The sequence below is a fragment of the Campylobacter concisus genome, from assembly GCF_015230035.1.
GTDB lineage: Bacteria > Campylobacterota > Campylobacteria > Campylobacterales > Campylobacteraceae > Campylobacter_A > Campylobacter_A concisus_BK.
On record NZ_JAAKZD010000006.1, the window covers coordinates 83,786 to 96,553 of the forward strand.

At 41.5% G+C, this 12,768-nt stretch carries 12 protein-coding genes; all 12 read right to left on the reverse strand.

Translation table 11 applies throughout. The annotated features are described in order from the left end of the window. Positions 1 to 20: 20 nt before the first annotated feature. Complete coding sequence (locus G6W41_RS05370) at positions 21 to 536, reverse strand: threonine/serine exporter family protein (RefSeq protein ID WP_103569012.1); 516 nt, start codon at positions 534 to 536, stop codon at positions 21 to 23. Continuing rightward, the gene (locus tag G6W41_RS05375; protein ID WP_194170863.1) at positions 529 to 1,311 is read right to left on the reverse strand and encodes a threonine/serine exporter family protein; all 783 of its coding nucleotides are present in this window, start codon (positions 1,309 to 1,311) and stop codon (positions 529 to 531) included. Before G6W41_RS05375 ends, G6W41_RS05370 begins: the two co-directional genes overlap by 8 nt. After that, positions 1,295 to 1,774 (reverse strand): DUF4149 domain-containing protein, encoded by a 480-nt coding sequence (locus G6W41_RS05380; protein ID WP_194170864.1) that lies wholly within the window; start codon positions 1,772 to 1,774, stop codon positions 1,295 to 1,297. The genes G6W41_RS05375 and G6W41_RS05380 overlap by 17 nt, the downstream gene beginning before the upstream one ends. Before the next feature lie 10 nt (positions 1,775 to 1,784). After that, positions 1,785 to 2,597, reverse strand: a complete 813-nt coding sequence (gene prmC, locus G6W41_RS05385) for a peptide chain release factor N(5)-glutamine methyltransferase (protein WP_194170865.1) — start codon at positions 2,595 to 2,597, stop codon at positions 1,785 to 1,787. Beyond that, a complete protein-coding gene (locus G6W41_RS05390; protein WP_194170866.1) occupies positions 2,587 to 3,789 on the reverse strand; it encodes a M48 family metallopeptidase in 1,203 nt (400 codons plus the stop codon). The genes prmC and G6W41_RS05390 overlap by 11 nt, the downstream gene beginning before the upstream one ends. An 8-nt stretch (positions 3,790 to 3,797) precedes the next feature. Continuing rightward, complete coding sequence (locus tag G6W41_RS05395; protein WP_194170867.1) at positions 3,798 to 4,910, reverse strand: hypothetical protein; 1,113 nt, start codon at positions 4,908 to 4,910, stop codon at positions 3,798 to 3,800. A 3-nt stretch (positions 4,911 to 4,913) separates the two neighbouring features. Next, entirely contained in the window at positions 4,914 to 6,287 is a 1,374-nt protein-coding gene (locus G6W41_RS05400; RefSeq protein WP_103572329.1) for a sodium-dependent transporter, read from the reverse strand. A 154-nt stretch (positions 6,288 to 6,441) separates the two neighbouring features. Beyond that, the gene (locus G6W41_RS05405) at positions 6,442 to 6,882 is read right to left on the reverse strand and encodes a hypothetical protein (protein WP_107797060.1); all 441 of its coding nucleotides are present in this window, start codon (positions 6,880 to 6,882) and stop codon (positions 6,442 to 6,444) included. 352 nt (positions 6,883 to 7,234) lie between these two features. After that, complete coding sequence (locus G6W41_RS05410) at positions 7,235 to 9,175, reverse strand: BCCT family transporter (protein WP_194170868.1); 1,941 nt, start codon at positions 9,173 to 9,175, stop codon at positions 7,235 to 7,237. Between the two features lie 131 nt (positions 9,176 to 9,306). Further along, complete coding sequence (locus tag G6W41_RS05415; RefSeq protein WP_194170869.1) at positions 9,307 to 10,746, reverse strand: DKNYY domain-containing protein; 1,440 nt, start codon at positions 10,744 to 10,746, stop codon at positions 9,307 to 9,309. Beyond that, on the reverse strand, positions 10,746 to 12,257 hold the full coding sequence (locus G6W41_RS05420; protein WP_194170870.1) for a DKNYY domain-containing protein: 1,512 nt from the start codon (positions 12,255 to 12,257) through the stop codon (positions 10,746 to 10,748). Before G6W41_RS05420 ends, G6W41_RS05415 begins: the two co-directional genes overlap by 1 nt. A gap of 75 nt (positions 12,258 to 12,332) precedes the next feature. Further along, positions 12,333 to 12,767: a hypothetical protein gene (locus G6W41_RS05425; RefSeq protein ID WP_149723197.1), complete on the reverse strand. Its 435-nt coding sequence runs from the start codon at positions 12,765 to 12,767 to the stop codon at positions 12,333 to 12,335. Position 12,768: the final 1 nt, after the last annotated feature.

Here is a 12,768-nt window from a genome sequence, read left to right on the forward strand (position 1 = left end):
TGCAAAGCTCCTTTAAATTTTCATTTGCTCTTACTAGGCTTGCCTTTAGCGCCTCTAGTTATCGTAAGCGACTGATCATAAAACAAGATAAGCACCACCGAAACGCCCACACCTAGAGCTAGTGAGACCGTCGTAGTCGTGATAGCGTTATCAAAAAATATGATCAAATACTCATTTTTCTTAGCGATGCTTGTCTCATTTAAAAATGAAAAAAGTGCCAAAATGCCCTTATACGCAAAAACTCCTGGCACCATCGGCAAAAGCGCTGGAAATGCGATGATCTCAGCTGGAACCTTTAGTCGTTTGGCAAAGAGCATGCCTAAAATTCCACTCATAAAAGAGACTATGAGCGTTGCGACACTGATGTTAAAAAATCCCATCTGCATGATCCAAAAGCGGCTAGCATGCGCAAATGCAGCGAGCAAAGCGCAAAAGATGAGAGTTCTTTTTGGAGGCGAGCTAGCATAGGCAAAGCCCAGCCCAGCCACCGCAGCAAAGCCGGCATCTACAAGCGTTTCACAAAAAAGCTCAAACATTTAATATCTCCGCACTGCTAAGCGTTAGCGTGATATAGACACCAACAGCCATGCAAAGTATGAGGATGCCCGTGCTTATGGCTCTACTGATGCCAACAAGGGTGTTATCATTTAGGATGTCAAAGACTGAATTTATGAGAAAAACGCCAGGCATCATAAAGAGCACAGACGAGCCTATCGCCACATCGCTTGTGTGCGTAAGTCCGTAAGATACGCCAAGATAGGCGATAAATGAGACGACAAAGGATGTCAGGACGTATTGAACCTTTAAATTTACGCCCATTTTCGCAAGGGCAAATTTAAGAGTGTAGCCAACAAGCGTTGCAAAAAATATGCAAACAACTGAGCCAGCATCTCCTCCAAAAAGTCTGCAAAATGCCGCATTTGCAAGGCTTATCAAGATAAGCGAGCTAGCAAATTTATTTGCACTGACACTCATCACGCTATCAAAGCTCTCTTTAGCTTCATCTAAACTTAAGCCATCATCTAAAATTTGCCAGCTAAGTGAGGATAGCTCGGAAATTCTGTTAAAACTAACATGCCCTAGAGGGATCTTTCTCACATAAGTTCGGCGCAAGGAGTTATCCTGCGAGTCCATCACGCTAATGGTAAAATACTTCACAAAAATGGTCACGCTAACGTCGTAGCCGTAGTGCTTAGCTATGCGGTCGACGCACTTTTCTACACGCGCTGTGTATGTGCCAGCACTCACCATAGCTGTCGTGTATTCGGCTAGGAAATTTGTTAAGATTTGGATATCAGGCTTGGCGTTCATTTTGACTGATCTTAAATTTCACAAAAAACAAAATGAGCTGCAAAACAAGCATCACTTTCATCACATATTCGCTTGTGCTGTGCATCTTGGCAAATTCTGCTGTCTGCGTCGCCTCAGCACCTAGACTTTGAGCCTGCACGATAAAAGGCGTAAAGATAAAGACAAAGCTTAACGCTAGGGCTAAGTTTAAAAATGAGAGCATAAATGTGCTAAATTTTAGTGAAAATGCAAGCTTTTTTCTTAGATCAAAGAGCTCGCCAACTGCTACAAATACGCTTACAAATAGCAAAACATAGTTAAATTTTAAAAATATCTTTGTCATCATCTGCCCGCTCATAAAATGCGTTAGCACCCCCTCGCCTATGATGCTTTGTGGGAAAAATATGACTGGCGCGACCAAAATTCCAAGCGTTAGCTCAGTGCCGATCACCGCTGCTAATAGTAAAAAATAGATACTTCTCAATCTCTCTCCTTTATAGTTTTAATCTCGCGTAAAAGCCCCGATCAAAGCCTGCTAAGTCCTTATAAAACGTGCTTTTAAAGCCGTTAAATTTTAGCGCCATCTCCATGCTCGCTCTTTGATCATAGCCCATCTCGCAGGCGATATTTTTTATGCTGCGATTTCTAGCGATAAGGATGATGTTTTTTAAAATTTCATCCCCGATCTCGCCGCCAAATAGCGCCTCGTGCGGTTCGTTTATCACAAATTTATCGAGTTTATAGTCTCGAGCGATATATGGTGGGTTTGAAACCAAGATGTCGATATCACCTGAAATTTCATCGATATATGAGCACTTTACAAAGTCGATCTTCTCGCTTACATTAAATTTAAGCGCATTTTTTTTAGCTAAATTTAGAGCCTTTTCGTTTATATCGGTGGCTACTATTTTAGCGTTTGTTTTAAGAGCTAGCATGACGCTTATTATCCCGCTGCCAGTGCCGATCTCAGCGATCTTTGGCGCTTTGTAGCTACTTGCTATCTCTAGCACTTTATCGACTAAAATTTCAGTCTCAGGGCGCGGTATCAAAACGCCACTTTCTACCTCAAACTCCAGCCCATAAAAGCCAGCCTTGCCGGTAATGTACTCAAGCGGTTCGCAGTTTTCAAAGCGCTTTACAAGGTCAAAGTAGCCGCTCTCATCAAATTCGCTCTTTTGGTTTAAAAATATCCACTCGATGCTCACATCAAGGTAGCTCATGAGCAAAATTTTAGCCACTCTGCTTGGGTTCTCACAAAGTGGCTTTAGCCTTAAATTTGCCTCTTTTAGAGCCTCTTCAACTCTCATTTTCTAGCTCATTTATCCGCTCAAAAAGGCTTGGGTGCGAGTGATAGACAAATGAGTAAAGCCAGTGCGACTTCGGAAATGCTTTGTTTTCGCTGCCAAGCTTGGTTAGGGCGTTTATCATGTCAGTTTTGTTTGAAATTTCTTTTGAAAATCTATCTGCACCAAATTCATTTTTGCGGCTAAAGTGCGAGATGATCGGCGAGAAAAGAAAGCTAAAAATAGGTGAGAAAAGCACCAAAAAGATGATGATGCTAGCGCCATTTTGCCCAAGTCCTATCGCCTCGTATGCGCTTACGCTAATGTTTCCAAAGATAAAAAATAGACAAAATAGCATGACCGCGCTTAGCGCTATCATTTTTAGGATATCTTTATGCTTAAAGTGTCCAAGCTCGTGCCCCAAAACCGCCACGATCTCCTCGGTGCTTAGCTTTTTTATGAGCGTGTCAAAAAGCACCACTCGCTTTGTCGCTCCAAGTCCGCCAAAATAGGCGTTTAAGCGGTTGTCGCGCTTGCTAGCGTCTATCGTAAAAACGCCGCTACTTTTAAAGCCGCATTTTTCAAGCAAACCCTCTATCTTGCCCTTTAGCTCGCCATCTTCAAGCGGCGACATCTTATTAAAGATAGGCGCGATGAGCGTTGGATATATCAAATTTATAATTAAAGCGATGCCAAAACTTAGCAAAAACGCCCAAAACCACCAAAACTCTCCAAGAAAATTTATGCAAAGAAGCACGAGCCAGACGAAGGCCGAGCCAAAAATGAGCATTAGCGCTAGCGACTTTATAGTATCAACCAAAAATATCTTTGCGCTCATATTTGAAAAGCCAAGCTTTTTGTCTTTTACAAAGCTCTCGTAGATATTTAGCGGCAGATCAAGCAGCGATGAGATCAGCAAAAAGCTCATCACAAAGAGGATATTTTCAAGCGTAGTGCCATCTTTTAGGCAAGCGCTTGAGAGCATCTTTAGCCCAAAGCTTATCCACGCAAAGAAGATAACGGCGTGATAGATGAGGCTAAAAATTTCAAATTTTAGATTTGTCACGGCGGCAACTGCGGCGTTTTTATATTCGCTCGCTTCAAGCACGACTGGCTCTTTTTTGGCCTCAGCTCTTACAAAGCCGATCTGCAAATTCGCCAAAAAAAGCTTAAAAATCACATAAAAAATATAGATAAATAAAAGTGTATAAAACATATTCTCCCTTAAATTTCATAAAGACTAAAGCAGCCGTAGTCCGTTCTAACTGCGAGCTTGCCATCTATAAATTTAGTCTCGCAGTTTTTCACAACGTGATCTAGCGTAAATTCTGCCATCGCATTGCCACTTTTTAGATTGATAGCGTAGGCCCTGCTTTGATCTATCACCACAAGCTTGCCAGCCTCCACGCAAAACTCACTCACTCTTAGATACTCGTCCTTTATCCATGGCTGCTTTGCCACCTTTGCGCTCTTGATATCAAGGCAAAATAGCTTGTTTTCAAGATATTGCCTAAGCAAAAGTGTCTCATCGTCTAAAAAGCAAATTTTATCTAGCACACCAAATTCTGCTCTTAGCTCGCTTAAAATTTCGCCATTTTTTGCGTTTAAAATTTGCAGCTCATTTTCTTTGGTGTAAAGTGCAAGCATGCTAGCATCCGCACTAAGAGCCGCGCAAAGTATCGGCACGTGGCTTTTTGTGCTGCATTTATATTCGCCAAGCTTTAAAATTTTACCCTCGCAAAAAGTAAAAATCTGCCCAAACATACCAAAGACGGCTACATCATTTGAAGCGCAGATAAAACTCGCTATCTCGCTACTTTTCTTGACATTTTGCTCGGCTAAAATTTCACGAAATTTAGCCTCATTTGGCTCAAAAATGTAAATTTCATGATCAAGGTCTAAAAGTAAATTTTCGCCTACATGCTCGGTATGCCACGCAAGCGGCTTTGGCAAGGCGATCTGCTCTTTTATAGCGCCGCTTCGATCAAGCCTCACCAAAAGATCGCTAGGCTTGCCGCCATCTTTTTGACCGCCACTTTTATAAACGTAAATTTCATCTTTTAAGCCTGCAAACGAGAGCGCTCCAGTGTATCCACCGCCGATATAAACGTGCAGGCTCGCTTCACTGGCTTTTGCCTCGCTATCTTGCAGGACAAAGCTCTTTTTTAGGCTCTCCCACTCTTTTTTGACGCAGGCTTTTTTAGCCTCTATCTCGCTTGCAAATTCTTTTTTAGTTTGCTTTGTTTTAGCGCCTTTTTGGCTCACGCTCACTAAAGCATTACCCTCTACGCCAAGTCTTAGGCGCTCACCGCTATCAAAATTTACAAGCTCACGCATATTTTACTTCAAAAAGTTGTCGTAAAAGCTACTGATAAATAGCACCAAAATGACAAAAGGCACGATAAATTTGATATAGAAAAACCAAATATTTATAAGCTTTGCGTACTTTTCGCTACCTTGCAAGATCTCTTTTTTTGCTTCATCTTTTAGCACCCAGCCCACAAATATAGCACATCCAAGCGAGGTCAGCACGAAAAATATCGTTGCACTTATCGCGTCGTATGCGTCAAAGATATTTTTGCCAAAAATGCTCACGTGGCTTAGTAAATTTGTAGCCATAAGTGAGGGCAAATTCCCAAGCACAAAGATGACGCTAAGCACTAAAAATATCGCTTTTTTGCGTTTTATCTTAAATTTCTCTTGCAGCGTTGTAATGATCACTTCATATATCGGCAGCGACGTCGTAAGCGCAGCGATCATAAGAAGCGCGAAAAACGCAACCGCAAAAAATCCGCCAAAAGGCATGTGCGAAAAGACGATCGGAAGCGACTTGAAAACTAGGCTAGGACCGCTATCTGGCGAGACTCCGTAGCTAAAGAGCGACGGAAATATCATAAAGCCAGCAAGCACGGCTATGACGGTGTTTAAGATGCCTGTGATGATAGAAATTTTAACTAAACCCTCGTCTTTTTTAACAAAGCTTGAGAGCGTTATCATCACGCCAAATCCAAGCGAAAGCGCAAAGAAAACCTGCCCCAAAACCTCAACAAAAAGCTTTAAATTTATCTTTGAAAAATCAGGCGTTAAGTAAAATTTCACACCCTCCATCGCACCCCCAAGCGTGATGTTTTTAGCGATCATTACTAGCATCAAGATAAAAAGAAGTGGCATTAGATATTTTGCTGAGCGCTCGATGCCTCCAACTGCGCCTTGCACCAAGATAGCGTAATTAACCAGGACAAAAACAAGGGTCGCAAAGCTGATGGCTAGCGGGTTGCTAACGATATTTTGCTCGTAAAATGCGCTAGTTTGCTCAAAACTCACGATGTGTGAGAGATCAAGCAGGCCAAATGAAATTTGAGCAATATAGTTTAAGACCCAGCCTCCGATAACCATATAATAAGCCATGATGCCAAATGCGCCAACAAGCCCCATCCAGCCCACTATCTGCCACTTTTTGCTGATCTTTTTGCCATTTACTGTGCCACCAAATGCATCAACGGCGTTGCACTTTAAGCGCCTACCGATGGCGTTTTCAACCAAAATCATAGGAATACCAATGACTATCATCGCTATGCAAAATACCAAAACATAGGCCCCACCGCCGTTTTGACCGACCAAGTAAGGAAACCGCCACGTCGCGCCAAAGCCGACCGTAGCCCCTGCAACAGCTAAAATGTATGTAAGTCTTGAACTCCACGATTTTCTATCCATATTATCTACCTTTGTGAAAAATTTGGATTATATAAAAAAAATGATTAAATTTTGCTAGCAAAAGGCGATGCTTGCGTGTAAATTTGACTTTTTTGCTAAATTTTAGGACTTTTATGGACGGAATTTTTATCTTTGCAGGATAATTTTAAATCTATTAATGCAAAACGCCCAATTCTACATATCCCTCCATCGCAACTAGCAAGATCCAACCCTCTTTTTGGCTGCAAAAATAGTGATGTTGCGGGACATTTTCAACCATAAATTTTAAAAAATCATAAAAGCATTCAGGCGCAAATTTAAGCTCTAGGCTAGTTAGATTGTCGCCGATATAGCCTATCTCGCTGCTTAAAATTTTACTTTGAACGCTTGCGTCTAGGCTTAGAAAATTTTTAATATCAGCAAAATTTTTATAATCAGCCGTTTTATAATCTTTTAAATTTTGTAAAAGCGGTTTTGAGCCGACAAATGTAAAATTTCGCTCTATAAAATTTGCTACATCATCGCTTTTGTGCCATTTTTGACCCAAATTTGACAAAAATGCAAGCACCTCATCATCAGCTGGTGTAAAATTTGAAACTGGACTTTTCTGGCTCATTTGTCTCCCTTTTGTAAGATCGCTACACCTTTATAAAAGAGGGATTATATAAAATTTTATTTAAGCTTTTGATGTGATATTGTAATTTTACGTATCAAAACCTGTGCGTAGCACAGCAACTTCTAACGTGCGAGGGGTTTGGGGGATCTAAAGGGGGATAAGGGGACGGCTTCGTAATTCAAGTCCCCTTGTCTCCCTTTTTAATAAAAATTTAAAAAAATAAAAAATTACAACTCTAGGTTTTGTAAGTTGCTAAGGCAAGTGAGTGAAAGTTTAAAATTTGCAAAGACAGCTTGATTAAATTTGTAAATTTGCCCAGAATTTTAAAAATCTAGGCAAATTTCACTCAAATTTACTCTCTAACGACGTGTAAAAACTGCATGTGTTTGCGGTATTGCTCGATGACGTCGTTTATCAGCGTGGCTTCGCTCCAGCCAAGCACGTCGTAGTCTTGACCGCCCTCTTTTAGATAGACTTCAGCCCTGTAGTAAAGATCGTCGCCGTCAAGCTCTCTGGTGTAGTCTGGGCTCTGGCTTTTGGTGAGATAGACGCCATATCTAAAGTCCATCTCGTCGCCAAGTCCGACGTTTAAATTTACAAAATTTTCGCCATTTGTGACCTTTGCTTCAAGGCCGTTTTTGGCAAATTCCTCTTTTAGCTCGTTAAAAACTTTTAGCACGACTTCGTTTAAAAATTTCTTGCCATCTTTCTTGCCTGGCAGCGTAATGATCGCACTTAGGCGCTCTTGCCACGGCTTTGAAAGATCACTAATGGGCATGTTGTTAAAGTTATTTGTCTCTTTTTTGGTTAGATCCACACGTAACGCCTTAAATAGCCCGTAAATGGCACCAAGTAGCACTATGGCAAATGGCAGTGCTGTGGTGATCGTAAGTGCTTGAAGTGAGCCAAGACCGCCTGCTAGCATCAAAAATGCCGCCACAATGCCCACTGTAACGCCCCAAAAGACCTTTTGCCAAACCGGCGTATCATCCCTACCGTTTGAACAAAGCATATTCATCACGATCGCCGCAGAGTCGGCAGAAGTCACGAAAAATATGACGATCATAAAGACTGCGATCACGCTTAGCACGCCTGAGAAGCTAAATTTTTCTAAAAACATAAAAAGTGCTGAGGCTGAGTCTGAATTTACCGTGGTCGCTAGCTCGCTAAAGCCGCCTTGCACAAGAGCGATCGCTGAGTTACCAAAAAAGCTCATCCAAGCAAAGGTAAAGCCAGTTGGCACGAGAAGCACGCCGATCACAAATTCTCTGATCGTTCTGCCTTTTGAAATTTTAGCTATAAAAAGCCCCACAAACGGCGACCAAGATAGCCACCAAGCCCAGTATAGCAGCGTCCAGCCGCCAAGCCAGCTCTCGTTTTGCCTCTCGTAGGCGTAGAGGTTAAATGTATTTGAGATGAGCGTAGAGATGTAGTCGCCGCTGTTTTGCACAAACGACTTTAGAAGCTGCGTCGTATCGCCCAAAAATAGTATCAAAAACATAAAACATATAGCTAGCGCGATATTTGCGTTTGACAAGATTTTGATGCCCTTATCGACACCACTTGCCGCTGAGATAGTAGCTGCAAAACAAAGCACTATTAGAAGCGTGATATGCATGGTCGGCAGGCCAAAAACGTGCGTAAGACCGGCATTTACCTGAAGCACGCCATATCCCAGCGAGGTCGCCACACCAAAAAGGGTCGCTACGACGGCAAATGTATCAATGGCGCTACCTATCTTGCCGTAAATTTTATCTCCGATGATCGGATAAAATGCCGATCTAAGCGTGAGTGGCAAGCCGTGTCTATACGAGAAAAAGGCTAGAATTAGCGCTACGATAGCATAAACTGACCATGCGCTCATGCCCCAGTGAAAAAATGTGATATTCAACGCAAGCTTTTGCGCTGCGATAGTTTGCGCGTCGCCAACTGGTGGGTTTAGATAGTGCATGAGCGGCTCGGCCACACCAAAAAATACTAGACCTATGCCCATGCCAGCGGCAAAAAGCATAGAAAACCACGAGATATTTTTGTGCTCTGGCTTTACGTGATCAGCTCCAAGCTTGATCTCGCCAAGCTTACTAAAGCCAAGAATGATGACGCTTAGCAGTATGACGGCAACGACTAGGATATAAAACCAGCCAAATTTGGCCGCGATGTAGTTTTGCATACCCTTAAAAAACTCATTTGAGAAATTTGGAAATATCGCTGCAAATGCTGCTATTAAAAATATGATAACAAGCGATGGGATAAATACTGAATTATTAAATTTTGACCTTTGAAATTTAAACATTTTTCTCCTTTTTATAAATTTCAGTTTTGCCTTAAAATAACAAAAAAGAGTAAATAGGTCAAATTTTCTCTTTAAAGTTTTTATGAAATTTTAAGCTTTAGCCACCAAAAATAGCCACTTTGAAATTTATCTCAAGTCGTTTTTTCTCTCTTTGGTTTTGCAAGAGTTGTTAGCACTATGACGACAAAAGCGATGCCAAATGTGATATACAAAATGATCTTTGGCGAGTCGAACTCTATCCTAGATCTCGCGACCTCTTCGCCGCTTGCCTCCACTAGCTCGCCGCGCTTTATCATCTCGCTGATATCTTTTGCGCTAAGCTCTTTAGACGGCCTTGTTAAAATTTCAATTACACTAAGATCAGCCACCTCATAAACGCTATGCTTTATGCCATAAAATGGCTTTATTTTGCTAAAAAAATAGACCTTATCGCCGCTTGCATACACTGCGCCATATTCGCCATCTTTTACCAGCCCTACTTCGCGCCAAGATGAGCTTGGGGCAAATTTATATAAAGAGACTGTTTGTGCCTCTAAGTGCCTGCCGTGCTTTGAGCGCCGCCACTCTTCGCCTTGCTGTAAAAAATACGCCGAGCTCTCATCTACAAAAACGTCAGCATAGAGCCTTTTTAGCTCGCCTTTTAGCTGGTAGTCTGAAATTTTAGCTTGCTCGTTTTTCGTGCTATCCCAAAAGTAAATTCCATCTTTGCTGGCAAAAAGAGGCCAAAACGAATGCACGTTATCCACGCTATAAATGGCGCTATAAGGCATATTTTGGGCGCTAAATTTACGCTCATTTGCAAACACCGCCCCACTTTTTGGCTCAAAAAGATATTCTATATCATGCTTTGGGTCATAGCATATCCGGCGCGTCCCATCTGTGTAGCTCGCATCAAGCCTATAAAAGCCTAAAAATAGGCTTTTGCCGTCTGTATAATATCCGCTAGCAGCGCCGCTTTCTGTCGTAATATATCTTAGCTCGCTAGGATCTGCGTCAAGCTTTTCACCCTTGTAGTAAAGCGTGCTGCCGTCTCTTGCAAAGCCAGCGTCAAAGATAGGCTCTAAATTTGTGCTTTCAACCCTTTTTGTCCTGTAAAAATAAGGGCTATCATCGTAGCTTTTTATAAAAACGTGAACAAGGTTTTTCATAATGGCGCCAAATTCGCTAAATCCCGCCTCTTTCTCGCTTCTAGTGCCACAATAATAGCTTATCTTGCCATCACTTATATAGCCATTGCCAAGCACTTTGGCACTTTTTGGATCAAGACCAGGCAAAATTTCTCTAGCGCAATAGACATGATTTTTATCAGCCGCCACGTTTGAGTAATCATATGCATGTTTTAGCTTTAAGACCCTAAAACTAGCTTCATCAACGCCTTTTAGCTCATACTTGCCACTGCCTGAAATTTGAACGTAAATTTTACCCTCAGGCGAGCGGTAAAACTCGCTACTATCAATGTTTGCAAAGCTTCTTTGATACTCGCCTTCATGCCAGAGATAAAGCATCGCCAAAACAAAAAATAGCGTCAAAATGACAAAAAGATAAAGTATCTTAGTCGCAATTTTTCTCATTATCTATAATCATCCACCCTTTTTTTAAGCTCGCTTTTTTGCGTTTTATTTTTAAAAATAGCGCCAACCACCGAGGCCACAAATGCAATGGCAAGAAATATCCAGTAGGCATATTTTTGCGAGTAATCATCAAAGTCGCTTATCGCATCGATCACCACCTCGCCCTCAGCTGGCGTCATAGCGCCTTGATCTACCATTTTTACTATCTCATCAAGTTTTAAATTCTTAACATTTGGACCATAAGGACGAGTGAGAATTTCAACCACGCCAAGGTCGTTTATATCATAAACACTGCTGTTAAAACGCCAGCCGTAGCCGACGTTATCAAAATAATAGGTCTTATCTCCGTTTGCATAAACCGCTCCGTAGCCATCGTTTCTAACAAGGCCGATCTTTCGCCACTGCTCTTTTGTATCAAGCCTTACGATACATGTGTGGCGTGAGCTTAGGCCGTGGCTAATTTTTGTGTTGTGCCAAATTTCATAGGTTTTTAAAAAATATGTCTTGCCATCACTTATCACCACGTCGCCATATAACGGCGTTATCTCGCTTTTAAATGGATCATCGCCGTCTCTTACAAACTCGCCCTCATCTATGCTGTTATACCACTGCCACTTTCGCTCCCAGTGATAGATACCGCCTTTGCCACGAAAGAGCGCATGATAGGAGTGCTCATCTTTTAGGTTAAAAAGTGGCTCGTATGGGGCAAATTTTGGGTCAAATTCGTGATCATTTGCATAGACCATGCCAGAATTTGGCTCATACAGATAGTGAATGCGCCATATCTCGCCGATATCACGCATTTGCGGGCTAAATTTGATCCCTAGTTTTGTGCTGTCATAATAGACATTTTCTCCGTCAGTCGTAAAATGCATGCTCTTTCTGCCAGATGCCTGCTCGATGTATCGCATTTTGCTGGCATTTGCGCCCTCTAGCTCTTTGCCATCATGATAGACCTTTGCTCCGTCACTTGCATAGCCAAAGCCCAAGATCGCAGCTAAATTAGCGTTATCAACCTGTCTAAATTTATAGATGTGAGTTTGCGCCTTAGGGGTATTAAACATTTTATGTGAGAATATGTCCCAAAACTCTTTAAGTGCGGATATTTCGAGGTTTGTCTCGCTTTCGCTATCACAAAAATATGTGATCTTGCCATCGCCAAAATAGCCATTGCCAAGTGCCCTAACGCCATTTGGATCAAGCCCGCTCATCACGAGATTGCCACAATACACCGCCTCATCACTAGCGCCAACATTTCTGTTGTCGTATTTGCCGGTGTCAATGTATCTAAATTTACTGGCTTTCACGCCTATTAACTCAAATTTACCGCCGCTTGGCACCATGGCATAGACCTTGTCATCTTTGACGTAAAAATAGCTATTATTTAACTCTTTACTATCGCCAATGTCGTCATCTAAAACAGAAACTAACCCAAAGACAAAAAAGTAGGTAGCAAAAAATATCACAACAATGGCGATTATTACTGAGATTAGCGGATGTTTTTTTAGCATTTTAGCCCCATTTCAAACAAATTTAGCGACCTCATCAAGCCGCAAAAACCTTTCATAAATTTAAATTTCAAAGTCCTATCCAAATATAAAATATCTAAATATCATAAGCCTAATATATGCAGATTTGCCCATCCAAAATAGAAAACAAGCGGCTGCTAATGTAACAAAAAGCCTATAAATGCTAAATTCCAACGTAATCCCATAATAAATAACCCACAAAGAAATAAAACAAAGATACAAGGCAACAAGCAAAAAGAATAAATTTTTAATCCTTGCAAAAAGTCCCGACTCTTCGCTGTTTTTTGCGATTAGCCTAATGGTCTCTATCTTATTTAAAAACCCAACCTTTTTATATTTTATCTGGACCAGATCGCCTACTTCATATTTATATATTTTAGGTGAAAATGTCTCACTAAATCTCATCTTATCAACGATAATGCTAAGGCTTACAACAGAATTTTGCCTAACAACTCTCGTATTTAGCGCGCTTATCCTACCGATCTTTTTCAAG

Bases quoted from the DNA above. Each gene is read 5' to 3' on its own strand.
- G6W41_RS05370 (WP_103569012.1), bottom strand. From the start codon at position 536: ATGTTTGAGCTTTTTTGTGAAACGCTTGTAGATGCCGGCTTTGCTGCG.
- G6W41_RS05375 (WP_194170863.1), bottom strand. From the start codon at position 1,311: ATGAACGCCAAGCCTGATATCCAAATCTTAACAAATTTCCTAGCCGAA.
- prmC (WP_194170865.1), bottom strand. From the start codon at position 2,597: ATGAGAGTTGAAGAGGCTCTAAAAGAGGCAAATTTAAGGCTAAAGCCA.
- G6W41_RS05390 (WP_194170866.1), bottom strand. From the start codon at position 3,789: ATGTTTTATACACTTTTATTTATCTATATTTTTTATGTGATTTTTAAG.
- G6W41_RS05395 (WP_194170867.1), bottom strand. From the start codon at position 4,910: ATGCGTGAGCTTGTAAATTTTGATAGCGGTGAGCGCCTAAGACTTGGC.
- G6W41_RS05400 (WP_103572329.1), bottom strand. From the start codon at position 6,287: ATGGATAGAAAATCGTGGAGTTCAAGACTTACATACATTTTAGCTGTT.
- G6W41_RS05405 (WP_107797060.1), bottom strand. From the start codon at position 6,882: ATGAGCCAGAAAAGTCCAGTTTCAAATTTTACACCAGCTGATGATGAG.
- G6W41_RS05410 (WP_194170868.1), bottom strand. From the start codon at position 9,175: ATGTTTAAATTTCAAAGGTCAAAATTTAATAATTCAGTATTTATCCCA.
- G6W41_RS05415 (WP_194170869.1), bottom strand. From the start codon at position 10,746: ATGAGAAAAATTGCGACTAAGATACTTTATCTTTTTGTCATTTTGACG.
- G6W41_RS05420 (WP_194170870.1), bottom strand. From the start codon at position 12,257: ATGCTAAAAAAACATCCGCTAATCTCAGTAATAATCGCCATTGTTGTG.